This is a genomic window from Desulfobacterales bacterium, assembly GCA_029211065.1.
GTDB lineage: Bacteria > Desulfobacterota > Desulfobacteria > Desulfobacterales > JARGFK01 > JARGFK01.
On record JARGFK010000021.1, the window covers coordinates 25,829 to 52,136 of the forward strand.

28 protein-coding genes are annotated in these 26,308 nt (G+C 52.3%); 6 read left to right on the top strand and 22 right to left on the bottom strand.

What is annotated here, in order from left to right; all coding sequences use genetic code 11:
• Window positions 1-198: 198 nt before the first annotated feature.
• From dmeF to P1P89_06725, 11 genes are all read right to left on the bottom strand, one after another.
• Window positions 199-1,122 (bottom strand): CDF family Co(II)/Ni(II) efflux transporter DmeF, encoded by a 924-nt coding sequence (gene dmeF / locus P1P89_06675; protein ID MDF1591181.1) that lies wholly within the window; start codon window positions 1,120-1,122, stop codon window positions 199-201.
• Between the two features lie 2 nt (window positions 1,123-1,124).
• Complete coding sequence (locus P1P89_06680) at window positions 1,125-2,036, bottom strand: hypothetical protein (protein MDF1591182.1); 912 nt, start codon at window positions 2,034-2,036, stop codon at window positions 1,125-1,127.
• Between the two features lie 247 nt (window positions 2,037-2,283).
• Window positions 2,284-2,766, bottom strand: coding sequence for a pyridoxamine 5'-phosphate oxidase family protein (locus P1P89_06685; GenBank protein ID MDF1591183.1), 483 nt, complete (start codon window positions 2,764-2,766; stop codon window positions 2,284-2,286).
• Window positions 2,766-3,821: a type 2 isopentenyl-diphosphate Delta-isomerase gene (fni, locus tag P1P89_06690; protein MDF1591184.1), complete on the bottom strand. Its 1,056-nt coding sequence runs from the start codon at window positions 3,819-3,821 to the stop codon at window positions 2,766-2,768. Before fni ends, P1P89_06685 begins: the two co-directional genes overlap by 1 nt.
• Window positions 3,822-4,074: 253 nt before the next feature.
• On the bottom strand, window positions 4,075-4,650 hold the full coding sequence (locus P1P89_06695) for a hypothetical protein (GenBank protein ID MDF1591185.1): 576 nt from the start codon (window positions 4,648-4,650) through the stop codon (window positions 4,075-4,077).
• Between the two features lie 71 nt (window positions 4,651-4,721).
• Entirely contained in the window at window positions 4,722-5,549 is an 828-nt protein-coding gene (locus tag P1P89_06700) for an ABC transporter permease (protein ID MDF1591186.1), read from the bottom strand.
• A gap of 296 nt (window positions 5,550-5,845) precedes the next feature.
• On the bottom strand, window positions 5,846-7,921 hold the full coding sequence (locus P1P89_06705) for a PAS domain S-box protein (GenBank protein MDF1591187.1): 2,076 nt from the start codon (window positions 7,919-7,921) through the stop codon (window positions 5,846-5,848).
• A 77-nt stretch (window positions 7,922-7,998) separates the two neighbouring features.
• The gene (locus P1P89_06710) at window positions 7,999-8,958 is read right to left on the bottom strand and encodes an ABC transporter ATP-binding protein (GenBank protein ID MDF1591188.1); all 960 of its coding nucleotides are present in this window, start codon (window positions 8,956-8,958) and stop codon (window positions 7,999-8,001) included.
• A 311-nt stretch (window positions 8,959-9,269) separates the two neighbouring features.
• Entirely contained in the window at window positions 9,270-9,734 is a 465-nt protein-coding gene (locus P1P89_06715) for a (2Fe-2S)-binding protein (GenBank protein MDF1591189.1), read from the bottom strand.
• On the bottom strand, window positions 9,731-10,744 hold the full coding sequence (locus P1P89_06720) for an FAD binding domain-containing protein (GenBank protein ID MDF1591190.1): 1,014 nt from the start codon (window positions 10,742-10,744) through the stop codon (window positions 9,731-9,733). Before P1P89_06720 ends, P1P89_06715 begins: the two co-directional genes overlap by 4 nt.
• A gap of 61 nt (window positions 10,745-10,805) precedes the next feature.
• Complete coding sequence (locus P1P89_06725) at window positions 10,806-13,121, bottom strand: xanthine dehydrogenase family protein molybdopterin-binding subunit (GenBank protein ID MDF1591191.1); 2,316 nt, start codon at window positions 13,119-13,121, stop codon at window positions 10,806-10,808.
• A gap of 239 nt (window positions 13,122-13,360) precedes the next feature.
• Here P1P89_06725 and P1P89_06730 point away from each other — a divergent pair, with 239 nt between their 5' ends.
• Window positions 13,361-13,903: a cupin domain-containing protein gene (locus P1P89_06730; protein MDF1591192.1), complete on the top strand. Its 543-nt coding sequence runs from the start codon at window positions 13,361-13,363 to the stop codon at window positions 13,901-13,903.
• A gap of 3 nt (window positions 13,904-13,906) precedes the next feature.
• Window positions 13,907-14,461 carry a cupin domain-containing protein gene (locus tag P1P89_06735; protein MDF1591193.1) on the top strand — a complete coding sequence of 185 codons (555 nt, stop codon included), beginning with the start codon at window positions 13,907-13,909 and terminating at the stop codon, window positions 14,459-14,461.
• A 75-nt stretch (window positions 14,462-14,536) separates the two neighbouring features.
• On the opposite strand, the gene P1P89_06740 is transcribed toward P1P89_06735, so the two are convergent.
• Window positions 14,537-15,205 (bottom strand): hypothetical protein, encoded by a 669-nt coding sequence (locus P1P89_06740; GenBank protein ID MDF1591194.1) that lies wholly within the window; start codon window positions 15,203-15,205, stop codon window positions 14,537-14,539.
• A gap of 105 nt (window positions 15,206-15,310) precedes the next feature.
• Here P1P89_06740 and P1P89_06745 point away from each other — a divergent pair, with 105 nt between their 5' ends.
• Window positions 15,311-16,624, top strand: a complete 1,314-nt coding sequence (locus P1P89_06745; GenBank protein MDF1591195.1) for a hypothetical protein — start codon at window positions 15,311-15,313, stop codon at window positions 16,622-16,624.
• Between the two features lie 189 nt (window positions 16,625-16,813).
• On the opposite strand, the gene P1P89_06750 is transcribed toward P1P89_06745, so the two are convergent.
• Entirely contained in the window at window positions 16,814-17,443 is a 630-nt protein-coding gene (locus P1P89_06750; protein MDF1591196.1) for a nucleotidyltransferase family protein, read from the bottom strand.
• 126 nt (window positions 17,444-17,569) lie between these two features.
• On the opposite strand from P1P89_06750, the gene P1P89_06755 reads away from it, so the two are divergent.
• The 3 genes from P1P89_06755 (at window position 17,570) to P1P89_06765 (ending at window position 20,794) form a co-directional block, all read left to right on the top strand.
• Window positions 17,570-18,358 (top strand): dihydroorotate dehydrogenase electron transfer subunit, encoded by a 789-nt coding sequence (locus tag P1P89_06755; protein MDF1591197.1) that lies wholly within the window; start codon window positions 17,570-17,572, stop codon window positions 18,356-18,358.
• Complete coding sequence (locus tag P1P89_06760; GenBank protein ID MDF1591198.1) at window positions 18,355-19,290, top strand: dihydroorotate dehydrogenase; 936 nt, start codon at window positions 18,355-18,357, stop codon at window positions 19,288-19,290. Before P1P89_06755 ends, P1P89_06760 begins: the two co-directional genes overlap by 4 nt.
• A 124-nt stretch (window positions 19,291-19,414) precedes the next feature.
• Entirely contained in the window at window positions 19,415-20,794 is a 1,380-nt protein-coding gene (locus tag P1P89_06765) for an MFS transporter (protein MDF1591199.1), read from the top strand.
• A gap of 260 nt (window positions 20,795-21,054) precedes the next feature.
• Here the strand turns inward: P1P89_06765 and P1P89_06770 are convergent, their stop codons facing one another.
• The 9 genes from P1P89_06770 to P1P89_06810 form a co-directional block, all read right to left on the bottom strand.
• Window positions 21,055-21,381: a putative addiction module antidote protein gene (locus P1P89_06770; GenBank protein MDF1591200.1), complete on the bottom strand. Its 327-nt coding sequence runs from the start codon at window positions 21,379-21,381 to the stop codon at window positions 21,055-21,057.
• A gap of 9 nt (window positions 21,382-21,390) precedes the next feature.
• Window positions 21,391-21,681 (bottom strand): type II toxin-antitoxin system RelE/ParE family toxin, encoded by a 291-nt coding sequence (locus P1P89_06775; protein MDF1591201.1) that lies wholly within the window; start codon window positions 21,679-21,681, stop codon window positions 21,391-21,393.
• A gap of 94 nt (window positions 21,682-21,775) precedes the next feature.
• Window positions 21,776-22,318: a DOMON-like domain-containing protein gene (locus tag P1P89_06780; GenBank protein ID MDF1591202.1), complete on the bottom strand. Its 543-nt coding sequence runs from the start codon at window positions 22,316-22,318 to the stop codon at window positions 21,776-21,778.
• Between the two features lie 83 nt (window positions 22,319-22,401).
• The gene (locus tag P1P89_06785; protein MDF1591203.1) at window positions 22,402-22,689 is read right to left on the bottom strand and encodes a hypothetical protein; all 288 of its coding nucleotides are present in this window, start codon (window positions 22,687-22,689) and stop codon (window positions 22,402-22,404) included.
• A gap of 149 nt (window positions 22,690-22,838) precedes the next feature.
• Window positions 22,839-22,973: a hypothetical protein gene (locus tag P1P89_06790; GenBank protein ID MDF1591204.1), complete on the bottom strand. Its 135-nt coding sequence runs from the start codon at window positions 22,971-22,973 to the stop codon at window positions 22,839-22,841.
• Between the two features lie 83 nt (window positions 22,974-23,056).
• Complete coding sequence (locus tag P1P89_06795) at window positions 23,057-23,929, bottom strand: polysaccharide deacetylase family protein (GenBank protein ID MDF1591205.1); 873 nt, start codon at window positions 23,927-23,929, stop codon at window positions 23,057-23,059.
• 20 nt (window positions 23,930-23,949) lie between these two features.
• Window positions 23,950-24,771, bottom strand: a complete 822-nt coding sequence (locus P1P89_06800) for a fumarylacetoacetate hydrolase family protein (GenBank protein MDF1591206.1) — start codon at window positions 24,769-24,771, stop codon at window positions 23,950-23,952.
• Window positions 24,768-25,145: a cupin domain-containing protein gene (locus tag P1P89_06805; protein ID MDF1591207.1), complete on the bottom strand. Its 378-nt coding sequence runs from the start codon at window positions 25,143-25,145 to the stop codon at window positions 24,768-24,770. Before P1P89_06805 ends, P1P89_06800 begins: the two co-directional genes overlap by 4 nt.
• Before the next feature lie 352 nt (window positions 25,146-25,497).
• On the bottom strand, window positions 25,498-25,866 hold the full coding sequence (locus P1P89_06810) for a hypothetical protein (GenBank protein ID MDF1591208.1): 369 nt from the start codon (window positions 25,864-25,866) through the stop codon (window positions 25,498-25,500).
• Between the last annotated feature and the right edge of the window lie 442 nt (window positions 25,867-26,308).

Below are 26,308 nucleotides of genomic sequence, written 5' to 3' on the forward strand. Positions count from 1 at the left end.
ATTTTTTGGATTTTCGAATTTTGGTCATTTTAATTTGCCCTTCGACCGACTCAGGGCGGTGAGACAGTCGAACCATTTGATGTTTGGACTTTGGTGTTTGAGATTTCAATAAGTGAATGAGATCCCAATAAAGTAAATTCCCTCTGAGAATAACCAAATATGGGTCCTCTGGACCCGGATTTTAGCTTTCTGAACCTCTCACTGTTCTTTACAATGATTGACCTCGATAGTTACGTGCTGACTATCCATGATTTCTGCAATCAGGTTTTTATAGTAGGCCGGCGGTTTGGGATCGCGGGTTACGATGGATATCATGACGGCGTGCTGATGGGATCCGACCTGCCAGATATGAATGTCCGATATTTTGCTCTCGGCATCCGATTCAATGGCCGCGCGGACGGCAGAAACCGTATCTCTGCCGACATTCCGGTCGAGCAATATCTTGCTGGTGTCTTTCAGCAGGCCGTACGCCCAGCGGCTGATAACAGCCGAGCCGACGATCCCCATCAATGGATCCATCCATATCCATCCGAATACTTTTCCGGTGAAAAGGGCCATGATGGCCAGTACAGACGTCAGGGCGTCGGCCAGCACATGCAGATAGGCCGCTTTTAAATTGTAGTCTTCGGGGTGATGATGACCGGCGTCATGGTGATGGGAGCGACCATCGCGGCGCTGCAGGAGAAACGCGCTGATCAAATTGACGGCCAGGCCGATCACGGCAACGGCAATGGCTTCGTTGAAGCGGATCGGCGTCGGCGAAAACAACCGCTTGAGGGACTCAGCCGCCATCAGCAGGGCCACAACGGCCAGAATAATCGCGCTGCTGTAGCCGCCCAGAACCCCTACTTTTCCGGTGCCGAAGCTGTAGCGCGGATCTTCGGCGTTACGGCGGGCGTAACTGTAGGCAAAGGCGGTGATGCCCAGGGCAGCGGCATGGGTTCCCATGTGCCAGCCGTCGGCCAGGAGGGCCATGGAGCCGTATATGAAACCGGCAATGATTTCGATGGTCATCATGATGACCGTCAAAAGGATCACCTGCCGGGTATTCTTTTCGCTTCTGGGGGATGTGTCGTTAAAACGATGGTTGTGCCGCCATTTTTGCAGGTTATGCTGATGCATGTTTATTTTTGAAAATGTTTCGAGCCGGTTTTATTCGAATCTAAATTCCGTCGCAGATACTTGCGCGGATCGGAGGATTTTTGCAGAATTTGGGAAAGATAATCCTTTTGCCGCAATATCGATTCTTGATATAAATTTTCGCTGATATTCCAGCGATTAGAAAAATGATAAAACATAAACCGGTCGCTTGCGCCCAAGGTGGTCTCGATGCGGTGGGCAATAAAGTCGTAAAATGCGACTGTTTTTTTAAGGAGGTCCACCTCGCCTTCATAGTTTCCGATATTGGCCTCGCTGAATTCGCGATAAAGGAATAAAAGTTTTTCCAGATAGGTGCGATCCGCCATTTGGGCCAGCAGGTCGGCGGCGCCCAGCATTTTGCCGAGGAGTTCTATCTCGGGCGATGGGAAAATGATCGTCTTGAAATCAACGGAAAGGTCGGTGCAGAGAATTATGGTGCGGCCGGCTGCAATAGATTCCTCGGAAACCCCCTGTTCTTTTCCATAGACCGCCAGAAAATCCATGCTGCGCGTGACGTGGGTGCTGGTATGCTTTGCACCGGTCCCTTCCGTGTCGCAGTCTTCCTGGATGTAGCCGGCGTCATGCAGGATGGACGTTGTCAGCCCTAACACAATCTGTTCTTGTGAAAAGACTTTGCCGTCCAGGGTGGCGCCGTGGATGAGGCGCGCCATGGCCAGAAAGGTTTCCACACTGTGGCGCAGATCATGGAATTCGGTGTTGCAGGCCTGGAAGCCGGGGTATAAGCCTTCATAAAGGCCGATGGCGGTTATATAGGAATGGGTGACCGGGGCGACATCGAAATCCGGAGATATGCGTTTTAATATCAGTCGGACTTCTTCCAGGACCGCCTCGGCGGATTCCGTTCGGACCAGATCGTAAAATTTTGTTTTGCTCATCCAACCTCCAGAAGACACGGAGATTCGGGCGGCATGCCGGAGGGTGTCCATTTGTTGATCAGATGTCAATGCAACCATCGAAAAAAACCCAAATACATGCCATCCTAGAAATTAAGATATTTTAGGATGTATTCAAAAGAACCCTGCAACCCAATGTCAACAGTTTAGTACATAATAACCCGAGCGTAATACAATCAAAAAATATGAAACGCAAGAATGAATTCCGTTTCATTTGCAAAGGGATATGCTAATCGGAAAAGGTGAGCTCCTCGCGTTTGCCGAAATCAACGGCATTGCTGATAAAAAAGATTCTATCGGGTTTTATCTTATAAAATCTTACCCCGGCGACTTTTTGAGCGATGGCCTGACCGAGCTTGCGGGGGGAAAAGAGAAAATCGGCGACGTCCGGATATTTTTTGACAAATGCCCGGGCGATCCGGCTGTTGTCCAGGATGCCGCCGACGTTTTCCACACGGCCCTCCAACTGGATCCCCTGTATCTTCTGCCACTTGTCATGGTCTTCATTTATCGTGGCCGAGACTTTGGGATTTTGGCTTAAATTTTCGCCGTGACGGCTGGTGGGGCTGCTGAGAAAATAGAGATCGAACCCGATACTGACGTAAAATACGGTGGCGGCATGGGGGCTGCCGCCGCTTTCCGTTGCCAGCGAGACGGTATGGTGGTGCTGCAGGTATTCCAGAACGGCTTTTTTGAGTTCTTCTTTTTCCATTATTCCATCCGGCGGATGCAGTGTCCCTGCCGCAATCGGTCCAGTGTGTCCATGCCGCAGGAAAACATGGCCATTTTAAGTTCATCCACCACCCGTTCGATTTTTTGTTTAACGGCATCAGCGGAAAGGCTTGCGGGCGCCACCAGGGGCAGGGCCATCCCGGCATAGTCGGCCCCCAGGGCGATGGCCTTGGCGATGTCGATGCCGGTGCGGATGCCGCCGGAGGCGATCAGGGGGGTTTTTTTTGCGGCATTGCGGGCCGCAATCAAGGCGTCGACAGTGGGGATGCCCCAGTTGTCAAAGCAGGCATTGTCGCCGCTGCCGGGATCCTTTTTGATGAGCCGGGTAATTTTGGTCCATGAGGTCCCGCCTGCGCCGGCAACGTCCAGCATGGCGACCCCGGCTTTTTCGAGCCTTTGGGCCGCATCTGCGGAAAGCCCGAAGCCGACCTCCTTGACGATGACCGGGACGCTGAGATGGCGGCAGATATGGTCGATTTTTTCAAAAAGGCCATCAAAATTGGTATTGTCCGGCCCCTGGACTATCTTCTGCATGGGATTGAGATACAGACACAGCGCATCCGCTTCGATCATTTTCACGGTCCGTTCGCACTCTTCGAGGCCGTAATTGTAATTGAGGTAGATGGCCCCCAGGTTGGCCAGCAGGGGGATGTCCGGGGCCACATCTCTGACCTGATAGGTCGGCGCCAGGGATGCGTCTTCGATCCCCAGCCGCTGGGACCCCACCGACATCACCACGCCGAGCGCCTGGGCCGCCTTTGCCAGGTTTTTATTGATGACGGCTGAGTTTTCGTAACCGCCGGTGATGGGCGATATGATAAAGGGTGCGGTAATCTTTTTCCCCAGAAACGTGCAGTCGGTTGCGACGCTGGAAAAATCCATGTCCGGCAAAGGGTTGTTGACGAGATAGAATTTTTCAAATCCGGTCGTTTGGATGGACTCCACATTTTCATCCAGACACACCCGGATATGATCTTTTTTATCCCGGGATGAAGAGTGCGGTTTGGGATTGTACGATTTTTTTTTGTCTGACATGTTTTGGGGTCAACTCCAAATTAACAGATGCTTCTGATAGGATTCAAGGATTCAAGGATTCCAGGGTTCAAGTGCAAAGGAGAACAAGCTCTAAAGCCGGGAGGCTGGGAAGTTGGGATGCAGGGAAAAATCCTATCATCATTGCCGCCATGCCTCCTGGCGTCCCGGCTACATTGTGTTTGCCACCATTGGCCCCTTGGATCCTCGACCCCTGGACCCCTTTCTCCCAATGATTTGGGAGAATAACCATTTTTCACATACTGGACTGATACAATATTTTTTTAATTTTATCCAGCTGCGATTTGACATTCCGGGGATGTTTGATCAAGGTGATCGGGCGCCAGTCCTGCCAGGGGCCCAGAATATCTTTAAAGAGCACTTCGCAGGCCCTGGATATTTGGGCGGTTTCGTCCTGTCCGATGCCGGCCAGACAGCTGTTCAAAGCCTTTTGGATACGGTCCCGTTCCGCTGGCGTGTCCGCGTGGAAAACAACCGCCCTGGTTTCCGAGTCCGGACGGCCGCTTCCGAATTTACCGTACACATGACCGTGGGGGTGTTTTTTTTCAAATTGCTCTAGAAGCGCCAGGCATTCGTCGATTCCCGCTACAATGGCGGTGATTTTCCAGCAATTGTATGCGCTGCCCAATTGAATCCGGTCTTTACCGTCTTTTAACTGGACATAAAGATTCTGAATGCAGGGAAGGCAGCGGCCGTAGATATTCGCATTTGTTCGGGTCAGTTCCGGATCGCTCTCAAAGCTGACCCAGAAGGCGCCTTTGGGGCTGTAGGGTATCTTGCCCGTATAGATATGAAAGTTTTGTTTGTCCATTCACTTGAACCTTTGAACCCCAACCCCTTCCTCAATCGATTATCAACAGATCCGGAGATGATCCACTGTTTTTAGTATACCCCCAGCAATCCCCTCTCCCGGGCGACGCCTTCAAACATACGAAAACTGATAAGACCCAGGGTGATATAGCCGGCGGAATTGATGATCAGCCACAACAGATCTCCGCTTTTTACAACTGCCGTAAACGGGATGTTGTCGACCATCAAGAGCCGCAGAATTTTCAATCCCTGGGTCATGGGCAGGGTTTTGGCAATCGTCTGCAGCCACGTCGGAAAATTTTCGATGGGGGTCACCGCGCCGGTGAGGATCAGAAACGCAAAACGGATGACAATGGTGACATTGCCCAGACGCTTGTATATCAAGGTTAAACCGCCGAAAAAAAACGCCAGTCCATACAGCCCCGACAGGGTCAGGACAAACACAATGGCGACGGACAGCGGCGGAAAGCTCAACGAGATGCGCGTGGAAACAATGATCGTGATCAATACCAGCCCGATGGTGAGGCAATCCACGATGGTTTTGCCGATGGCGCGCCCCCACATATCCGCAATCAGGCCGGACGGGCTCAGGGCGATCTGTTCCATGATGCCGATATGGGCCTCGTCGCGGATGGCATTGCTGAAGTGTCCGATGGAGTTGAGTGCAAACAGCCAGAGGATAAAACCGACTGCGCGGTGGGCCAGGTCAGTGGAATTTGCCGGCAGGGAAGGGCTGCTCCCAAATGTCTGCGCTGAAAAAAAGAAACCTAAAAAGAGGATATACACCATGACCAGGCCGGAGACCGCTTCTAAAAAATAGCGTTTCAGCGTGATGAATTCACGGACGATTTCGGCAACCAATACATAGCCGGTGTTTATGATTCGCTTCGCCTTAAACATTGGCTATACTCCAGCATGGAAACGCTGTTCCTATGGGCAAGATCTGTGTTAAACGGCTTTGCCGTAAGAAATAAAAACAACGCACGAAATCCGAAATCCGAAACAATATTTATTGGCCAAAATTCAAATGATCCAAACAATAGGCGTATCTGACATCGTGAATATGATTTTGTTTTTGTCATTAGGACATTTGGTATTTGAATTTGTTTCGAATTTCGCCAATGACTTTTTCGTAAACCATTCCCAGGGATTAGAACAAAGTCTGCGACGTGGATTTGGAAATTTTCTATACAACTTCAGGGTTTCCGCTGTCGCGCCAATATCCGATCGATCACCCGGGTAACATCTTTAATTTTAAAAGGTTTGGAAATGACGTAATCGACCTTTTTGGCTTTGATTTCATCTTCCCGCAGTTGAAACCCCCACCCGGTGATTAAAACCGCGGGAAGGGTGGGATCCAGGGTTTTCAGCTCCCGGACGAGATCCCATCCGGATATGCCGGGCATTCCCAGATCGGTAAAGACCATATCCCAGGGGCCTTCGGCCTTGAATTTTTTCAATGCCGCTTCACCATCCGAGGCCCTGCCGGCATGATGTCCCAGCCGTTCGAGCAGCTCTGACAGGAAGTCCAGATTGTCCGGCTCATCATCCACAACCAGTATTCGCGCTGTCCGTTTTTGGCGGGGCGCATCATCCAGGGGTTTGGGCGTTCCGGAGACGGTTTTCTTCAGCGGCAGGTAGATGGTAAACGTGGTGCCGAAGCCTTTGCGGCTATCCACTTTCATGTCGCCATGGTGTCGCTTGATAATTCCGTAGGCGATGCTTAACCCCAGACCCAGGCCTTTGACGCCCTTGGTGCTGAAAAACGGGTCAAATATCTTCTTGCGGGTCTGTTCATCCATGCCGATCCCCGTATCGGTAATTTTAACCCGGAGAAATCCGGCCGGGTCGATTTTGTGCTCATTTTGATAAGCCGGCAGATTGTCCAGAAAACGACTCTCAATTTCAAGGGAGCCGCCATGGGGCATGGCATCCAGGCTGTTCAAAATAATGTTGACAAAGGCTTCCTGCAACTCCGATTCATCTCCCGGAAGAGTGGGAATTTCGTTCAGGTTGAGTTTCAGCTCAAACGGGTACCCTTCTTTCTGGTATACATTCTTCCAGCGAGAAGCGGTGAACTCCAGCGCGTTATGGATGATTTGGCGAAGATCCACCGGCACCAACTCCGTCTCTTTAGGCGCTGTACGGGTGAAGTCGCCGATTTTTCGGACGGTTTCAGAACCGTCCAGGGCTGCCCGTTCAATGATTCTTAATTTTTTTATCAGGATTTCATCTTTGGCTTCATATAACAGCAGTTCGGTATGGCCTAAAATGACCATAAGAATATTATTGAAGTCGTGGGCGATTCCCGACGCCATCTCTCCCAGGGATTGTAATTTGGCGGTTTGGAGAAGTTTTTCTTCTGTTTTTCTCTTTTCCGTCAGATCACGGGCCGTAATAAAATAGCCGGTCGTTATACCGGCGGTTTTTACGAGACTGGCGCCTTGGAGAAGTTCAATGATATGCTCTTGGCCTGTTTTATCGATAATTCTGATTTCAGCGGACATTTTGGAAAAGTTTTCATAACCGCTGTCAAAGATGCCGGATATGAGATCAAGGTCCTGGGGCGAAACGAGCATTTTGAAATGGTTTCCGATGAGTTCCTCACGGGTGTAGCCGGTAATCTGCTCCACGGGGTGATTGACCAGATGGAATTTCCCATCAAGATCCAGGACCAGCAGCGCCTCCCTTGATGTTTCAAAAAGGGCTTTATATTTTTTTTCAGATTCCAGCAGCCGGTTGTGTAGCCGCGCATTTTCAATGGCTACACCAATTTGGTCGCCGATGTGGCGGAACAGTTCTATTTCTTCCCTGAAAAACGTGCGGCTGGTTTTCTGATGCAGGGCCATGGTGCCGATGATTTTTCCTTTGGACTTTAGGGGGATGGTGGCTGAAATTTGAAGTCCGCCCTCATGCAGAATCGTTGAAGTTTTCAGCGGCTTTTGAATCAAGGGTTTTCCGGATCGGGCGCAGCGCCAGCTAGTGCCCTCGCCGAATTTCCTGCGCCAGACGATTCTTTCTAAATCTTCGGGTGTTAATCCCTGATGAACGGTTAAAACCAGTTCGTTGGTTTCTTCATCCATCAGCCGGATGTGTGCGGCATCTGCATTGAATACCGCTTTGACGCGTTCAAGGGATATTTTTAATGTTTCCTGAAGGTTGAGGGATTGATTGACGGCCTCAGCCAGCGCGAAGAAGGCGGAAAGGACTTTGTTGAGTTCTTCGATCTTTTGCGCTAAATTTTCCGGCGAGTTTGACAGTTTATCAGACATAAGGTTCATTTCCGAAATGATGGTAATAAATAGTTCTCTTAAAAAAAATTACATTATATGGACGGCTCAGGAATCCGTCAATTGTCTCCGATCATCCGAACATAAACATCTTCCAGTTTTGGGTCGGATTTTTCGACGGACAATATTCTGGCGCGAGCCGACTGAAGCGCTTCCACAACTTCAAAAAAAATGTTTTTGCGGTCCAGGATCAGGCGGAAAGCGGTTGCCTGTTTTTTTGCGTCTCCCTGCAACGGCTGAATATCCCGGACTATCCGGAGTTTTTGTAATACGGAAATGTCGGGCGGGGCGTCAAACGTGATGATGTAGTGTTCCCGGCCCATATTCCCGAGGAGCATTTCGGTCTTTTCAAAAGCAATCAGTCGCCCCTTATGGATGATTGCCACGCGGTCGCAGATTTCCTCGACAATCTCGATCTGGTGGGTTGTCAGGAAAATGGTTTTGCCTTGTTTCCGGGCCAGATCAACGATACGCTTTTTAACCAGGGCGGCCGTGTGGATGTCGAGACCCAGGGTGGGTTCGTCCAGCAAAATCAATTCCGGGTCGCTGATGAATGCCAGGATAATGGCCAGTTTCTGTTTCATCCCCTTGGAAAGATTTTTTACCACCTCATTTTTCTTTTTATCAAGTTGAAAAAAATTGAGGAGTTCGTCGCCCCTGTCCCTCAGCGGTTTTCCATGGGTATTTTTAAGGTGTCCGAAATAGGTCAGGTTCTGTTTGATTGTTAAGGACCAGAGCGCGTTGCGCGACCCCTCCAGAACGGCGCCGATCTGTCCCAGGACAGTGGCGCGGTGCTGCCGGAAAGACAGGCCATTAATAAAAACCTCTCCGCGGGTGGGCGCCAGGAGTCCGCAGATCATTTTCAAAAGCGTGGTTTTGCCGGCCCCGTTAATGCCGAGCAGTCCGATAATTTCACCTTTGTCAACCCTGAGGCTGACATCGTCAACCGCAACCAGCCGCTGCCGATTGAAGATGCCTTTAAATTCTTTAGTCAGGTTTTTGGCTTCAATCGTGGACATATGTTAAGAGTGGCATCTCTTGAAAAAAATAACAAGAGCGAAGTCATCGTAGCATAGGTATCTGTTTAAAGGCAAACTCAAATCACCTGCATTTCGAGTATAATCAGACAAATATAAGGGGAGATGGCTGTAGAAAGAAGAGGACAGGCGTCAGAAGTCAGGAGTCGGAAGCCAAGAGTCACAAGAGCAGTGACAAGTTGCGTGTTGCGGCTTACGGGGGCAGGGGATGGAAGACAACAAAAGTAAGCACTAAGCAGTTGACAGGGCCAAGACCTTAGCCACCAGCTTATCAGCTCAACAGCTTAATTTTCCTATTTTTTCTCAGCTGCCGCCATGATGGCTTCTTCAATTTTCTTGTACCCTGTACAGCGGCAGAGATTTCCGGCGATGCCTTGCCGGACGTCCGCCAGTGTGGGGCGGGGGGTGTTTTCCAGCAGGGCTTTTGCCGTCAGGATCCATCCGGGCGTGCAGAAGCCGCATTGCACGGCATTGTGGTCAATGGCGGCCTGTTGCAGGGGGTGCAGCCGGCCGTTTTGGGAAAGCCCTTCTATCGTCAGTATTTCACGGTCCTGGCAGCGTACGGCGAGTGTCATGCACCCCAGGGCCGGCTTTCCGTCGATGAGAACGGTGCAGGCGCCGCAGACGCCTGAATCGCACCCTTTTTTGCTGCCGGTCAGCGCCAGTTCTTCCCTGAGGACATCGAGAAGGGTCTGGTTCGGTTCAACGCTGACGTCAAGCACTTCCCCATTTATTTTTAACGTGATCGGTATTTTCAAGCGGCACCTCCATCACCGGCAGCAAGGTCGATTGACCGGCGCACGGCCTCTTTGACATAGGTCCTGGCCATATTTTTACGATAGCCGGGGGTATATCCATAGGTGTTGTTAATCGGGTGGGACTTTTTAAAGGCGGCTTCCGCCAGTCCGTCGATTAAATCATCCGTAACCGTTTTGCCCTTGAGTTCTTCCGCCGCTGCAATCATGATCGGCGCTTTTTCAACCGCCGTCAACACCAGTGCAATATCAGCGACTGTTTTTTTGTCGGGCTGCAGTGCCAGGTGGAGCGCAACCCCCAACAGGGGATAGTCAATGGCTTTGCGGATCCTCATCTTTAAATACACAGCAGCAGAATGGGCCGCAGGTGCAGGAACCTGAATTTCGGTGACCACCTGACCCGGTTGAAGGGTACAGGGCTGTTTGCCGTCGCCGGAAAAAAGCCGGTGGACCGGAATGACGGCGTCTCCGGACGCATCGGATATCTTGACCACGGCATTGAGCACCATCAGAACAGGCGCCAGATCTCCGCAATAGGTTGCCCAGCAATCTTTGCTTCCCCGGACGGCATGGCAGGCATCGCCGTCCAACTTCAGGCACGGTCCCAGCCCCTGGCGCAGCATGGGCGGGCGGTTGTAATAGAGGCAGCAGGTATCCTGACAAAGATTGCCGCCGATGGTTCCCATGGCCTGGAGTTGCCTGCTGCCGACATCCCGGGCGGCTTTTGCCAGGACCGGGTACTTTTTCCGAACCAGGTCGTGTCCAGCAAGCTGGCAGAGGGTCGCCAGTGCGCCGATGTTCAGGCCGCCGTCTTTTCGCTCGGTTATCCCGTTCAGACCGGGGATGCCGCAAAGATCAACCACGATTTCGGGAATTTTGAGCCAGTGTTTCAGGGCCATCATCAGATCGGTTCCGCCGGCAACTGGGATGGCCGTTGGGCCGTGTTCTCTGAGCAAAGTGCAACATTCGCTGACAGAACCGGGTTTGGCGTAATCGAACTTCGGCAGCTTCATGTTTGTCTCCTTCTATGGTTAACCCGTCGTGGCTGGTTCGGCTTTAAAAACGAATGCCGCACTATTTTTTTTCGGATTGCGCCTTTTGTTTAAGCGCTTCCAGAATTTTGTCCGGTGTGATGGGCAGACTCCGGATGCGAACGCCCACCGCATCATAAATTGCGCCGGCAATCGCAGGGGGCAGCGGCACGTTGTTGGTCTCGCCCATTCCTTTGGCGCCGTATGGACCCTCCCGGTGGCTGTATTCCACCAGAACGGATTCAATGTCCGGAACCTCCAGGGCGGTGGGCACCTTGTAATGTAAAAAGTTGGGATTCAATACCTCGCCCTCTTTATACATGTACGCTTCATACATGGCGTATCCCAACCCCGTGGCAACGCCCCCTTCCAATTGTGAAATGCAGTTGGAGGGATGAATGGCCTTGCCGACATCGTGGGCTGCATAAACCTTTATAATTTTGACCTCGCCGGTCTCCGGGTTGACTTCAACTTCAACCCCATGGGCGCCCAGCAGCCAGAAAATCATAAAAGTCGAAAAATATTGACCGGGGATGTCCAGTTCCGGGTAGTAAAATCCTCTGCCAAGAACAGTGGCGCTGGAGCCGTAGTGTTTCTTGAGGATATCGGCGATGGGGACGGCCTGCTGGGGTGCGCCTTTAACAAAGATATTGCCGGCCCTGGCCACCAGGTCGTCCGGGTTTGCCTCCATGGTCGCGGCCGCCAGTTTAAAGATCTGGTCCCGGGCGTCTATCGCCGCCGTTTTAACGGCATTGCCCATATGAAACGTCGATCGGCTGGAGGTGGTGGAGGCGTCAAAGGGCGTAAAAGCGGTGTCGGGCGTGGCCTTGCGCACCCAGCCGATGGGCACGCCCAGTTCTTCGGCAGCAATCTGGCACAGAATGGTTTCGGAGCCCTGGCCGACTTCGGTCGTGCTGCTCAATATTTCCACGGTGGCATCCTCGTTTACTTTGACAAAGGCTGCGGATGCAAACGGGGTCTTGACCGCTCTTTCCATGCAGGCGACGCCTCTCCCCCTGTTTTTTTCCTTGGGCTTTTTGCTCCAGTTCATTTTTTCAGCAACCTGTCCCAAACAGGTATCCAGTCCTTCGGAATAAAGGACCTGTCCCGAAGTGTGCCGGTCGCCGTCCTTGTATACATGCTTTCGTCTGAATGCCAGGGGGTCCAGGCCCATGTCCTGGGCGATCCGGTTCATGTGGGACTCATAGGCCCAGGCTGATTGGGCGCCGCCGTAGCCCCGCATGGCGCCGGCGACCTGGCGGTTGGTATAGACGCAGTAGCTGTCGATGCTGACATGGGGAATGTTGTAAGGGCCGGGGCCGGATACGCCGCCGAAGCGGCAGACGGTCGGCCCTTTTTCGGCATATCCGCCGGTGGCCCAGTACAATGTCACTTTGCGGGCCAGGATGGTGCCGTCTTTTTTAACGCCGGTTTTGAGGTGAATGGTGGCGGGATGCCGGACAAGGGAAGAGCAGAACTCCTCCTCGCGGGTGTAAATGACCCGGATGGGACGATTGCGCAGCTCCCATGCCAGGGCAATGGCGGCGGCTTCGGCCTTCAGACCGCCCTTGCCGCCGAAATTGCCGCCGATATAGGGGGCGCAGATCACCCTGACGTTGCTGTTGGGTATATTCAGCGCCTTGGAGATTTCGCTGCGGCAGCGGTAGGGCGAGTCATTGTTGGCCCAGAGGGTCATGCGGTTTTCATCGTCAATCAGGCAGATGGCGCCATGGGGCTCGATCGAGCAGTGCTGCTGCATGCCGGATGTGATCGTGTCTTCAAAAATATGGTCCGATTCGGCAAAGCCTTTTTCAACATCCCCCTGGCGAAGCTGAAAATTGTTGCAGATATTGCTGCCCGCCGTCGGGTCGATGCCCGGGGCATGTTTGTATTTCCCGAGATCTTCATGAATGATGGGCGCACCCGGCGCTGCGGACGCTTCCGGATCAAAGACCGCCGGGAGTTCTTCATACACCACCTCAATCAACCCCAGGGCCCTTTCAGCAATGGCCTCATCCACAGCGGCAACGGCGGCGACGCCTTCACCGGCGTATCGGACCTTGCCGATGGCCAGGAAGGGTTCGTCACAAAGGGATTCGCCGTGCAGGAAGGGTATGTCGGCGCCGGTGACAACCCCTTTGACGCCGGGAAGCGCTTCGGCACGGGACGTATCGATACGGATGATGCGGGCGTGGGCAAATTTGCTGCGAAGCACCTTGCCGTAGAGCATCCCTTTGATTTGCATGTCTTCGATAAATACTGCCCTTCCGGTTACCTTGCTTCTGGCATCGAGACGGACGGGAGATTTGCCGATGTATTCGTACTGTTCCTTTTCCCTGTCGCTGGCTTCAGCTGCCATATGTCCTCTCCGGTTGTGATCCCATTATTGAGTTGTGATTTTCCCTTTATTGAAAAAAGAGGGGTTCCGTCAAGCGCTTATCGGGAAAAAATTTTACACTTGACTTGGTAATTACAATGTAGCTAAAATGTAATTCGATGTCAAAGGAAAAAATATCAGAAGTGAACAATATAAATTCGGCAAAGGCCTTGAATGTATCGGCACCAAATTACCCCTAACTGATAGAGGAGGGATCAAGGATGAGCGCAGAAGAACAAGACGGCAAATGGATCCGCTGGCAGAAACGGCGCGTATTTGTCAGGGAGGTTGCCGGGAAATACGGCGAAGTTTATCGCACCCTGCTGGAACAGCCCAGGGTTTACAGCAGCAAGGATGTTCCGTTTCATGGCGGACCGACCAAGTACGGCAAGAATATCGTTAACCCCATGCGAATCATGGTAACCCAACTCATTGAAACCCACATGGATGTCATTCCGCCGGGAACCTATGGCCAGAAACATGCCCACATGAACAGCGCGGTCTTTTTTATTCTCGAGGGCAAGGGCTTTGATGTCCATGACGAAGAAAGAATCGACTGGGAGGCCGGAGATGCCTGCATTGTCGAGAATGCCTGTGTGCACCGTCATCATAATGACGGCGATAAACCGGCCCGCATCGTGATTATAAAGGCCAAGCCGGCGTTTTTATTCTCTCACCTGTTGTTCCAGAAAGTTATGGAGTATCCGCCGGAAACCGCACCGCCCGGTTACGAAGACTATAAACCCGAAGATTGGAGGGAATAAAAAATGGCTTATGATGAAAGCAAAGTCGCGAATATCGGAAATCAAAAAGCCGATTTTTACAAAGAAGCCCTGAAGGAGTCAAAAGAATTCAGGGAGGAGTATAAAAAACGCAAGGGAACCGTAAGAGTGGCTGAGATGCCGTGGGAAGATTCACCCGACGGAAAAATCAAACATGTCATCAATGAAAAGATGAATACCAAGGAATGCGCCCTGGATATTTATATGCAGTTTCTGAAGCCCGGCGGCCGCTCCGGTCAGCATCGCCATTTGTCCGAAGAAGTGTTCCTGGTCCTTGAAGGCAGCGGCTATGATCTTCATTGGGATGTGGATTTTAAGCTCCATGATAAAGGATATGACTGGATCTGGAGCAAAGAGCCGAAGAAGTTTGAGTGGAAGGAGGGAGATTTCGTCTATATCCCGCCCTACACAACGCATCAGCACTTTAACAGCGATCCCAAAAAAACGTCCAGGATACTGGTGACCACCAGCCGCCTGGTGAAAGCGCTCGGGTTTAACTGGTTTGAACAGGTTGAAAATGCGCCGGGGTACAAGGGATAAAATTTAAGCCTGCCCCTGTAGGAATAGATTATTTAGGCCATAGGGGCAGGCATCGAAATCGAACAACAGGGGCCTTTATGCAAAGGTCTCTATTAAACGGGCTTCCACCGGCCTGACCCTTTCAAGGGGTGAAAAATCCGGCACCGGGTCGTAATTTTCAGGATCGAAAGAAACAAGGTCGCTGATCAGATTGGCCCTGCGGCCGGTGTTGGTATTCATGCGAAAAGGGAGTTGAATCCGGTCGCCGGTTGTTCCGGCTTCCACGGACCGGGGATAAAAAGGCGTTTCCGCCAGACCGCTCTGTTCAAGGGTTGATTCCACAAAGCGTTTTACCTTCATTGCCGATACCGGCCGGGTAAAGTAAAGGATCAGATGGTATCCGACGGTGGGGAATTCCATTAAAATATTTTCCCTTTGAATTCCCAGGGATGCCAGCGTGCGGATCACCCGCAGGGTTTTTTCCTTTTCCAGAACAATTTTATCTTTTAATATGCGCCATTCCTGTTTCCGGGGCAGCACATCCAGGTCATACAGACAGAACGAGACATTTCCGGCAGGGTCCATCTGATAGATGGCATAGGTGTTGACCAGTGTGACATGCTCTCGGAATCTTTCAAAGGTCAGGCCGCCGGGCACCTTTGAATAGGCGCCTGCCTTTTTAACGGCAGCACAATCGTCTCTCCCGCGATAGATCTTGATAAAATTCCGGTAGGCCGTTTCCAGCGAACTGTTTGTCGTTGCCATGGGCATCTTCCTTTATTGTCGGTTGAAAAATAGTCCGAAAAGTCATATCAGGCATAATCGGTTTGTGTCAATCGATCTAAGTATAACCTGCCAAGAGGTTCGACGATGGGAAAATCACTGTTAGTCGCCGACCAGCCGTACGCAATGATGTCCCCTGATGTTTTAAGACAAATGGGAGAAGCGCTGGAACTGCCCGACAATGGAACACAGGTGCAGGCGTTGGCAGACCAGGCGCCATCGGGGGCATTTGACCCGCGCGAACTTGAAAAGCTTTCGCCGGCAGCGCTGGGTTACGAACCGGCCTGGGTCACTGCCCGGTTCCCGTATTACGGTCTTGACTGGGATATTACCGGGCTGCGGCTGGAAAGTCAGTCTGATGGCGCCGCGCAATTGCCGTGGCTGGTATTTATCAACGGCGGTTCCGCCAACTTTTACGAGTTCTTACTGGACCCGCTGAATCGTCCGGGGCTGGGACAATACCTGGCCCAGAAAGCCAACGTCCTGCTGCTAACGATACCGGGAAACTTTAAATACGGCGGCTGGACAGCGCCATGTTCCGAAAGAATCCCGCAATATCTGTTGGATCGGGATCTTCCGACCGACGAAGTGCAGGTGCGAAACGCGATGTTTACGAACCGGCTGATACTATCGGGCCTGGAGCGGCTGGTTTCAGTCCATACGGGCGGAGACATTCTCATCGTAGGGCACTCCACCTCGGGAGAAATGGCTTATCTGGCAAAAGGGACGGCGGTCTTAAACGAACGCTTAAAGGATCGCTTTCTGGGGTGGGGGAGCGGCGGTCCGGCAGGACTTCGCAGCGCCTGGGAAACGGAACAGGGGTTCAGGGAAGCGTCGGTGCAAAAGGTATCCAAATACCCACCGCTGTGGCAGGTCCGTGGCCGCAGCCCGGAAAATTATCTCCGGTCCGGATATATCGGCCCCTTGAATCCGTGCAAGGCGCCCGGCATGAGCGATCTGGGTGTTGCCGAACGATGGCTTTCCCTGGAGGAACGGCGGCGGCCCAATTTTAAACAAGTCCTGCAGGACCTGGAGCACAAGGGGATGGTGGAGCTGCTCCCCAAGCTGGCAGGCGAATTGACGGATGTTTTGTTTAGAACCGGATCAAAAATCCAGCCAACGGAGATACAGGCGGACCTGTTCAGCGTCAACCCTTCAATGCTCGGGGGATACCGGAAAATGGTCTGGGTGGTGGGAAAATGGGACCGGGGGCATTGGCACAAAGAATCTCCCCGGAAAGCGCGGGAGCTGACCATTGCCGATCAGTTCCGCGTCCACAATCCTGAAGCTGACATCCGCATCCTGGTATTGGACATGCCCCTGACGCACTACGGCCATATTGAAGCGCCCCGGGAAGTGGCGGGATGTCTGCTGGCGGCTACTCGGTGGCTGATTGAATAGCCAATTATGCATATTCATGTTGGATGACGAATATAATTTCTCCCGAGCGGCTGTCCGACAATCTATTATTCCTCTCCCCCTTGTGGGGAGAGGTTAGGTGAGGGGGGGTATGTTTTCGCCCCTTACACCCTCACCCCAGCCCTCTCCCTCAAGGGAGAGGGAGTTGTCGGATAGGCTCTCAGGGGGATTTCATTCAAGATTTCTATTTTTCATAATGGCGGTTAGTTCCTCCAGATCCTTTTCGGTGTCGATGTCAAAAAAGGGCAGAGGGTCCTTTGTTTCCACCAAAAGCACCGCTTCCGGGTGCGCCCGGATGATTTCTCTGGCGCCGATATCCCCGGATACGTTCAATAGCTGTTGGTAGAACTTGCTGCTGAAAAGCGTTGGATTTCCCCGTTTGCCGTTGTAAACGGGGACGCAGATGTCTTTTTCCGACTCCCAAAAGCTTTCCAGTAACTGATCGATCAGGGCTGAACTCACCAATGGTTGATCCCCCAGCAAAAACATCACCGCGGGAAAGTCCTTCATGACGTTGGCTAAACCCGTGCGCAGGGATTGACTCATACCGTCCTTGTATTGAGGATTTATGATCGTGAGAACCTGCCGGTCGTTGTATCTCAGCGACAGATTGGACGCGATTTGCCGGGCGTCATGGCCGAGGACCACAACGATATTATCCAGCCGGGAGGATAAACAGGCATCCACCACCCATTCGATCAGCGGTTTGCCGTTTAAGTCCATGAGCTGCTTGGGCCGGCCGAACCGGGTGGACAGGCCGGCCGCCAGAATGATTCCTGCTGTAGGTCTTTTGGGGTTCACGGGATATTTTCCGGTTTAATTTTAATGAGCATAATAAAAAAAAGTTTTGACAGCAAGTACTAACGAATGCTAACGGGAAACGATTTTAACACCTTTGGCCGCTTTTGGCAGGAGAATGGATAAAACATGATTGACAGGGAAACAGAAATCGCATTCAACACGCAGGTGGCAGCCGATACCTATGTGATGGGGTTTAAAGCCCCTGAAATCGTCGCTGCGGCAAGCCCCGGACAGTTTGTCATGATCCGGGTGGGCTCGGCCCTGGAGCCGCTCTTGCGGCGGCCGTTCTCCATCGGGGGAACCTTGCAGGGAGAGCTGCTCCTGATCCTTTATAAGGTCATCGGCAAAGGGACGGCCCTCATGGCTAAAGCGGAAAAGGGGGACCATATGGCGGTCTTGGGGCCGCTGGGCCGGGGATTTTCCCAGCCCCGGCCGGGAAAAAGGCCGATACTGGCAGCGGGCGGAATCGGCATTGCCCCCCTGCTGTTTTTGGCCCAAACCCTCGCTGTTTCCAAACCGCTGTTTCTGGCCGGTTATCGCCGCGAAGCCGAAAAGGTCCCCTTCGACACATTCGGGTTGACGGATGAAAACCTTCTGATTGCAACCGATGACGGCAGTCTCGGGCATCATGGTTTTGTTACGGAATTGCTTGAAACCCATATCCATCAGGCAGAGAAGGCTTCAGCGATCGTCTATGCCTGCGGACCGGCGCCCATGCTCAAAAAGGTGGCGGCTTTGACCATCTCAAGCCAAACCTCCTGCCAGATGTCTTTGGAAGCCAATATGGCCTGCGGCCTGGGGGCCTGCCAGGGGTGTGCGGTGAAATCATCGACACCGGACCGAATAACCTACTATCTGGTATGCAAGGACGGGCCGATATTTCCGGCCCGCGCCATTGATTGGGAGACCCTATGAGTATAACCAAACCGGACCTGTCCGTCACATTAGGCCCCTTAAAGCTGCAAAATCCCCTGATGACCTCTTCCGGCACTTTCGGCTACGGTCAGGAATACAGTGAGCTGTTTGATCTGAATTCACTGGGCGGAATCGTTGTCAAAGGGCTGTCGGTGAATCCGAAAACCGGGAACCCGCCCCCCCGGATCGTGGAAACCGCCTGCGGCATGCTCAACGCCATCGGTTTGGCCAACATGGGGCTGAAGGCCTTTGTGGAGAAAATCGTGCCGTGGCTGGCAGAGCTCACCACCAGGGTCGTCGTGAATATCTATGGCCACACCATTGATGATTATCGCGCGGTGGCCGAAGGACTTAAAGGGATTGATGCGGTTTCCGCTCTGGAAGTCAATATATCCTGCCCCAATGTGGAGTGCGGCGGCATGGTATTCGGCACCGACCCGAAGGTTGCGGCCCAGGTGACGGAGCAGGTTTTGAAAATTGCGGACAAGCCGGTGATTGTGAAGCTCTCCCCCAATGTGACCGATATCCGGGTAATGGCCCGGGCGGTGGAAGGGGCCGGGGCCCACGTGATCTCCCTGATCAACGCCCCCACGGGAATGGCCGTGGATATCAAGACGCGGCGGCCGAAGCTGGCCAATGTTTCCGGCGGGCTCACCGGTCCGGCCATCCGTCCCATCGCGCTGCATATGGTGCACCAGGTGGTGCGTACGGTGAAAATCCCGGTCATCGGCATCGGCGGGATCATGAACTACCAGGACGCCCTTGAGTTTTTTATCGTGGGCGCCCGGGCGGTGCAGGTGGGGACCGCGAACTTTATCAATCCCCGCACGGCCCTGAATATCGTGGAAGATCTCGAACGCTACTGCATCGAAAACGGCATCGCCGCCATAACCGACATCATCGGAACCCTCGATCTGCCGCCGTGGAAATAATGTCATCACTGACTGTCGGCCGGGTTAAAATGAGTCACTTGTAACGAGCGAATATTCCGATGAATGCTCCCCTGCATGCCCGGAACTTTTTCACCAACGCTCCCTTTAGGCTTTTAAACTGCGAATGAGTAACCACCATCACCAAAAAAATTCGACTATTCTGCTCGTTATTTTAATTGCCTATGTCATGATGCCGATCATCGGGATGTCGGTTAATGTGGCGCTTCCCGCCATCGGGAAAAGCCTTTCCAGCAACCCGGTGGAGCTGGGCTGGATTTCGATTTCCCTGCTGCTGTCCATCGCCGTGTTCGCCATTCCCGCCGGAAGAATCGCCGACATCTATGGCCGCAAAAAGATATTCTTGTGGGGGGTTGTGATTTGCACGGCGACTTCCTTTCCGTTGGCGGTTTCCGATTCGGCGGCGGCTTTGATTTTTTTCAGGGCGATTCAGGGGGTCGGGGGCGCGATGATCCTGAATACCGGGCTGGTGATTGTCAGTTCGATATACCCGGCCGGCACCAGAGGCAAACCCCTGGGGATGTGCATGGCCGCCGTCTATACCGGGCAAACCCTGGCACCGTTTTTAGGGGGGCTGCTGACCCATCACCTGGGATGGAGAAGTATTTTTCTGGCCAATGTCCCCTTCGGGCTGTTTGTCATCGTTTTCATAGTCTGGAAAATCAGGGATGGACGGATCGAGACCATGGACGAAAGGATCGATTGGGTCGGTGTAATCCTTTTCGGTACCATGATCGTGTCCTTGATGTACGGGCTTTCCATCCTGCCGTCCAGGCAGGGCCTCTGGCTGGTTTCAGCAGGCCTGGTGTGCGGGATCGTATTTGTCAAATGGGAACTGAAAGCCGAGCTGCCGATTTTGGAAATGAAACTTTTCATGGAAAACCGCGCCTTTTCATTTGCGATCCTGTCCGCCTTTATATTTTATTCAGCCGTGTTCGCGGTCACCTTTTTGCTAAGCCTTTATCTGCAGTATGCCAAAGGGTTTTCGCCGCAAAGGGCCGGACTCTTCCTGGTGTCCCAGCCCCTTTTTCAGGCTGTTCTGTCTCCCCTGGCCGGCAGACTGGTGGATCGGGTCAAGCCGCACTTCCTTTCACTGATCGGCATGGCATCGGCCACGTCGGGCATGCTGCTGTTTGCCTTTATAACGGTTCATACCCATCCGCTGGTGATTCTTACGGGCTTGTTTCTGGTGGGTGCCGGCTGGGCGTTTTTCATCTCCACCAATATGAACGACGCGATCGGTTCGGTGGACAAAAAATATTACGGAACGACCTCCGGCATGATCGTAACTATCAGGCAAATAGGAATGATGTTCAGCATCGCACTGGCCATGTTTACCTTTTCACTATTTATGGGCCGGGTCCAGGTTACTCCCGAACATCTCGGTTTGTTCCTAAAGAGCGTCAAAATAGCCTTTGGGCTCCTTACGGTGTTGTGCTTTTCAGGATTGTTGTCATTGGGCTTCAGAGGAAAAATTAAAAGCTGAACGGCAACAGCGAGCGCATTCTCTGCAGCTTGCTGCGGGTTTAGCGAGCGAATCAAAAATTAGATTAAAAATCCTTACGGTCGAAGATTCCCTGCAGCTTGCTGCAGGGTTCTTCAATGATTTTATCGGAACCTTCGATCTGCCGCATTGGCAATAAACGCGGCCTGGAATGACGGCAGGGTTTATAAAAGGGTCACCTGTTACGGAACGATATTCAAAGGGCATCCCCTCATCTCGCCCCAGACTTTTCACGATCCAGCTCAAGTGTCATGATGGGCTGTTGCGTTATTTACGGAAACGGCTTCCGCATGCAATTTTAAGCCAAGTGCGCCAATAACTTTAAGTATGGTGTCGAAACCTGGGCTTCGTTCCCCAGAGAGTGCTTTGTAAAGGCTTTCGCGGGATAGACCTGCATCACGCGCAACTTGCGACATGCCCTTAGCCCGGGCGATATCACCCAGCGCTTTTGCAATGAAAGCAGCATCGCCGTTCGCCTCTTCTATGCAAGCTTGAAGATAAGCAGCCATTTCCTCTGGGGTGCGAAGATGCTCAGCGACATCGTATCGGGTAGTGATGGTTCTTGCCATGATGGTCTCCTATAAGTTCTGTGCTAGGCGCAAGGCGGTTTTGATATCGTTGGCTTGGGTCCGCTTATCGCCGCCAGCCAATAAAATTACCACCTTTTGCCCGTACTTTTTGTAATACACCCGATAGCCGGGTCCATAGTCAATTCGCAACTCTAAAACGCCTTCACCTACTGCCTTAACATCTCCGGGATTCCCGCCTGCCAGTCTCTCAACCCGGGCTTGGATACGAGCACGGGCACGGATATCGTGCAGACCATCAATCCATTTTGCGAAGATTTCAGTCTTGCGAATTTCAATCATGGCCTATTGTATCCAGTTGGATACATGTTGTCAATATATGATATGTGTAAATTTAGGGTATGATCTTGACTCTTATGAGATGGCTTCTATTTTTCTATGGCGACACTTTCAGAATGAAGGCTTCCCGGTGATGAAAATCGGGTTTCGGGCCCGGATGGGCGGCTGCATGGTAGGTGTTCCGGCCGTCACTGGACCGGACAACGGCTGCGACACCCATGTCCAGCGTTTGCCGATCCAGTCCGAGGCCGCCCAGGTCAATCATGCAGCCCAGACACAGCAGGTTCGGTTCTTTTTGCATATTCAAGATTAATTCCGGGATCGCCGGTTCCTCACGCATGTCCCGGCGGTAATCGTCGAATCGGTAGAGGTTCCAGTCTCCGGACGGAGACAGGTTGAATTCCCAGTAGGCTTGAGAGCCTTCGGCAGACACAAAGCATTCCAGGCAGGTGTTTTCCCACAACTGGTGATGGCGCGCCGGACGCCTGGCAGGCGTTGGAATTGCAACGGCTTTCAGGTCGCCCTGCAGCCTGAAGTCAACCTTCAGCAGGTGGGATTGCCGGCCGATGGTGCAGGTGATGTCCAGTTCGACTGCGGCCTGGACTTGGAAAGGCTGAAGCCGGATGGTTTTCTGTTCCATGGATATTCCTTAACAGGCTGTTGAAAAACGGCGCCTAAGTTTATACGATTACATATAATATTTAACTGTGCGGCCTTTGCGTCTCAAGCGAAGCGGGCGATGAGATAAATATAATATGTCACCGCCGCTGGCGGGACTGCTTTCCCATAAAGCCTTTGCCGCTCCTGCCGCAGAAGTTCAAACGCCGGGTGCTCCAGATCATAGAGCTTGTAATATTTCTTTCCGCAGCAGGCCGCCGCAGACTTGCCGCCGCTGCTTTCCACGGCAGGTTTGATGCACATGGATGCGCAGTAATCGAACCGTGCGAAGAAATGATTGAGCAGGCATTCCGTATCCAAATAGCGTTTCAGATTTGTTTCAATATCACTCAAGGATAATCAACCAAAACAGTCGCTCAGTTTTTACAACAGCCCCCGGTTTTTGGCCATGATCATCATCTGCTCCATGCCGGTTGCCGGCGGCGTCATGTGTTCTTTTCCAGGCTTCGGCACCAATCGCATGGCCTCTACTGAACAGGTCGTTACACACAGACCGCATCCGATTTTTTAAAGAGTTTTTTGAGGATCTTCAATTCAATGCCCGACTCGGTGGCCGGAAAACCGAGGGAATACATGTCCAGCTGTTTTTGAAGCTGCCGATAGATGTCTGATGCCATGCCTGACTCCTTTAGGTAAAGAATGTCCCCGTTACCTTCCTTTCCCCGGTTGTGTTTTCTGCCCATGATGCGTCCTTACAACATCACAGGTTGCGCGCTGCCTTATACCAATCGAGGATCCAGCCGCCGGTGGTGAACATTACCCTGTTCTTGGCGGCCAGCTCGTCGAGCGTTTGTTCAAAATAGCCGATGCGGTGCGGTACGCCATGCAAGAACGGATGGCAGGCCAGGGCGAGCACGCGGGCCTGCTCGGGACCCTCCTGCAAGTATCGCTCGACCGTCGAGAGCGCCCGTTCATACAATCCGGAGGAGGGGCGTTTTTCGATTGCCATCAAAACCACGTCGTTTACCTCCACCGAGTAGGGAATGCTGTAGAGCGGGCCGTTCCGGGTCTCGATCACCGTGGGCTGGTCATCCAGCACCCAGTCGGTGGTATACTCGATGCCGGCCTTCACCAGCAGTTCCGGCGTGTTGTGAGTCTCGGTCAATCCCGGCCCCATCCAGCCGCGCGGTTTGGAGCCGGTGAACTTCTCGATCACCTCGACGGTCCGGAAGATCGCTTCTTCCTCATTCTCCATCGCGTGCATGGGTTTTTGGACGATGTTATGGCCCATAAACTCCCAGCCGGCCTCAAGGGCTGCTCCACAGATGCGCGGATAGCGATCGATGACCGATCCATTGATGCACAGGACGGACTTCAGCCCCCTTTGATCGAGCGCCGCTTTCATCCGCCAGAAACCGATGCGCGCCCCGTACTCCGCCCAGCACCAGTTCGGCACGTCGGGAATATACCGGACCTCCTGGGGGGGCGTGAGGATCGTCCGCGGCATCGGACCGTCCGGATCCCAGACCTCGACGGTTACAAGGGGCCAGACCGCTACTGTTTTCTCGTCCGGCAAGCGGAGTGGTTCTCGATCTATGATGGCACTGTACTTCACTCGTTCCCACAGTTTCATATTCATCTCCTGTCCGACGGCTATCGGGTTTGACATGTATTCGCGAGGCGGCCGATGCCTTCGACCTCTATCGTCACCGTGTCTCCTGACTTCATAAAAATCGGCGGATCCCGGAAAGCGCCGACTCCCTTGGGGCTGCCTGTCAAGATAACATCCCCGGCTTCCAGCGTAAAGCGGTGGGACAGGAAGCTGATGAGGTAGGGGACACTGAAGATCATCAAACCGGTATGACTGTCCTGCATGAGGGTGTCATTCAACCATGATCGGATTTTCAGCCTGTTCGGGTCCGGTATTTCATCGCTCGTCACGATCCATGGGCCGAGCGGGCAGAAGGTGTCCAGTGATTTTCCACACACTAGTTGCGCATTGGTAAATTGGATATCCCTTGCGCTTACATCGTTGGCGCATGTATATCCGAATACCGCGGCCAGAGCCTCCTCTTCAGAACAATCCCGAACGGTCTTGCCGATAATGACGGCCAATTCCGCTTCAAAATCCACTTGGTCGGTCACGGTTGTATTCCAAGTGATCGGATCGTTGGGTCCGATGAGCGTGTTGGGGAATTTGGCAAAGATTTTCGGGTCATCGGGCAATTTTACACTTTGCTCTGCTGCGTGATCCTTGTAGTTTAATCCGATGCCGATGATCTTTGCGGGCCGGGTCAACACTGGCGCCAGCCGCACCTGGTCGAGGGGAATGGCCTCGCCGGTTTGCGTGTACGCGCGTTTATCGTTGTTGATATAGGAAATCATGTCCCCGTAAAAATCGATGGGGAGGATGCTTTCGTCCTGGATCTCGCCCAGACGGATTCTATTTTCATCATGGAACTGCGCAATCTTCATGGCTTCTCCTGTTTCACTTCGATCCAATCTGCTTCGTGCGGCGGATTGGTATAAAACTCCATGAATCGAAATTCCTCATGCGATTCATTTGTTATGGTGTGTTTTTCTCCTGCGGCAAGATGAATGATATCGCCGGCCTTGATGGGATATTCCTTGTCATCTATCTTTGCAGTCGCCGTGCCGCTGATGATGACGAAAAGACATTCGCGCTTTTTGTGGAAGTGGTAGCGGCCATGGCGGATCGGAGGAAACACGACAAAGATGCCTTCAAGATCCTTGGCATTATCCTCACGCGTCAATATTTTTGTCAATGCCTTCCCGGGAGGCGTTGGATCCTTCATTTTTTTATAATCATCCATCTTAAACATTTTCATTGCGAGCACCTCATCATTTAATGATTTAAAGACGTACCTGTTGACAAAGAAATAACAGACGAGATTGACATGTGCAAGCGCTTAAACGGCATCTCTCGCGAGCCATTCGAGCGCCTGTTCCTTGTCCCGAAAGGCCATCGTCCGTGCACTTGGGGTTTCGCGCAAGGCCTCGAACATCCTGACCAGACCAAATTCCAGGTCCGTGGATACTACGAAAGCTGTCCGGAGGTCGCCGGGAGGTGAATGCTGCTTGATGAATTCGGCCAGACTCTGAACGTCGTTTGTCGATAGCTTGAATCGGGCAGTGCGCAGTCCGCTGGACAGACACAAATCGACCGATCGGGTTTAATTATCAGATATTTGTGAATCGCATGATCTTGTCATAGACAAACGCGGCGACCTGGGATTCGATTTCAATGCTTTTCCTCTTAAAATCCGCTCCCACCCGCCTAAAATCAAACCGGCCGTCTGCTATCAGGATCGGGATGCCCTTGAAAGCGGTGGTGTCCGGGCATTCGCCGTCATCAACGCGGTGATGGTAATAGCCGGATTCTTCATACCAGGTCAGGGCATGCGGGTCCATGGGCCGGTCGTAAACCAGCTGAAATCCGACGATATCGCCGCTGTCGTCGATCCAGATGACAAGCTCCATGGCCGGGTCAAAAAACCATCGGCGCAGGGGTTCGCCTTCTGGCTGCTGAATGTCCTTTATTTCATGCAAAACGGGTTGTTCCTTTAATTCTCCCGATCAGACGGGAGAAGGGGACTGAGGATTTGAGGATCCAAAGGTCTTTTTTTATATCAACGCGATGATTCATTATCTCGATTAAAACATAACCGTTTAAAAATCAACAAATGATATATAAATGTTATACATGTAAAAGATAATGAAGTTTGACAGGATTTACAGGATATTCAGGATTTTTTTGCCTTACCTGAAGAAAGGCAAAAAGGGTCTTACTGCTATGATATCGGGAAGCTGCTTTTTGGATGGTCTGGTTTAACGTTAAAGTTGGATTGGCTTTTTACGGCCTTAACCGGTGGCAGAAAAAAAATATATCCTATCCGGATTATCCTGTAGATCCTGGTGCGCCAGGCAAAGCCTGGTCAATCTTGTGAACTGAAAGGAGTTCACCTTGTAAATTGTCCGTTTGACAAGTAGC

Bases quoted from the DNA above. Each gene is read 5' to 3' on its own strand.
- dmeF (MDF1591181.1), bottom strand. From the start codon at position 1,122: ATGCATCAGCATAACCTGCAAAAATGGCGGCACAACCATCGTTTTAAC.
- P1P89_06680 (MDF1591182.1), bottom strand. From the start codon at position 2,036: ATGAGCAAAACAAAATTTTACGATCTGGTCCGAACGGAATCCGCCGAG.
- P1P89_06685 (MDF1591183.1), bottom strand. From the start codon at position 2,766: ATGGAAAAAGAAGAACTCAAAAAAGCCGTTCTGGAATACCTGCAGCAC.
- fni (MDF1591184.1), bottom strand. From the start codon at position 3,821: ATGTCAGACAAAAAAAAATCGTACAATCCCAAACCGCACTCTTCATCC.
- P1P89_06695 (MDF1591185.1), bottom strand. From the start codon at position 4,650: ATGGACAAACAAAACTTTCATATCTATACGGGCAAGATACCCTACAGC.
- P1P89_06700 (MDF1591186.1), bottom strand. From the start codon at position 5,549: ATGTTTAAGGCGAAGCGAATCATAAACACCGGCTATGTATTGGTTGCC.
- P1P89_06705 (MDF1591187.1), bottom strand. From the start codon at position 7,921: ATGTCTGATAAACTGTCAAACTCGCCGGAAAATTTAGCGCAAAAGATC.
- P1P89_06710 (MDF1591188.1), bottom strand. From the start codon at position 8,958: ATGTCCACGATTGAAGCCAAAAACCTGACTAAAGAATTTAAAGGCATC.
- P1P89_06720 (MDF1591190.1), bottom strand. From the start codon at position 10,744: ATGAAGCTGCCGAAGTTCGATTACGCCAAACCCGGTTCTGTCAGCGAA.
- P1P89_06725 (MDF1591191.1), bottom strand. From the start codon at position 13,121: ATGGCAGCTGAAGCCAGCGACAGGGAAAAGGAACAGTACGAATACATC.
- P1P89_06730 (MDF1591192.1), top strand. From the start codon at position 13,361: ATGAGCGCAGAAGAACAAGACGGCAAATGGATCCGCTGGCAGAAACGG.
- P1P89_06735 (MDF1591193.1), top strand. From the start codon at position 13,907: ATGGCTTATGATGAAAGCAAAGTCGCGAATATCGGAAATCAAAAAGCC.
- P1P89_06740 (MDF1591194.1), bottom strand. From the start codon at position 15,205: ATGGCAACGACAAACAGTTCGCTGGAAACGGCCTACCGGAATTTTATC.
- P1P89_06745 (MDF1591195.1), top strand. From the start codon at position 15,311: ATGGGAAAATCACTGTTAGTCGCCGACCAGCCGTACGCAATGATGTCC.
- P1P89_06755 (MDF1591197.1), top strand. From the start codon at position 17,570: ATGATTGACAGGGAAACAGAAATCGCATTCAACACGCAGGTGGCAGCC.
- P1P89_06760 (MDF1591198.1), top strand. From the start codon at position 18,355: ATGAGTATAACCAAACCGGACCTGTCCGTCACATTAGGCCCCTTAAAG.
- P1P89_06765 (MDF1591199.1), top strand. From the start codon at position 19,415: ATGAGTAACCACCATCACCAAAAAAATTCGACTATTCTGCTCGTTATT.
- P1P89_06770 (MDF1591200.1), bottom strand. From the start codon at position 21,381: ATGGCAAGAACCATCACTACCCGATACGATGTCGCTGAGCATCTTCGC.
- P1P89_06775 (MDF1591201.1), bottom strand. From the start codon at position 21,681: ATGATTGAAATTCGCAAGACTGAAATCTTCGCAAAATGGATTGATGGT.
- P1P89_06780 (MDF1591202.1), bottom strand. From the start codon at position 22,318: ATGGAACAGAAAACCATCCGGCTTCAGCCTTTCCAAGTCCAGGCCGCA.
- P1P89_06790 (MDF1591204.1), bottom strand. From the start codon at position 22,973: ATGGCATCAGACATCTATCGGCAGCTTCAAAAACAGCTGGACATGTAT.
- P1P89_06795 (MDF1591205.1), bottom strand. From the start codon at position 23,929: ATGAAACTGTGGGAACGAGTGAAGTACAGTGCCATCATAGATCGAGAA.
- P1P89_06800 (MDF1591206.1), bottom strand. From the start codon at position 24,771: ATGAAGATTGCGCAGTTCCATGATGAAAATAGAATCCGTCTGGGCGAG.
- P1P89_06805 (MDF1591207.1), bottom strand. From the start codon at position 25,145: ATGAAAATGTTTAAGATGGATGATTATAAAAAAATGAAGGATCCAACG.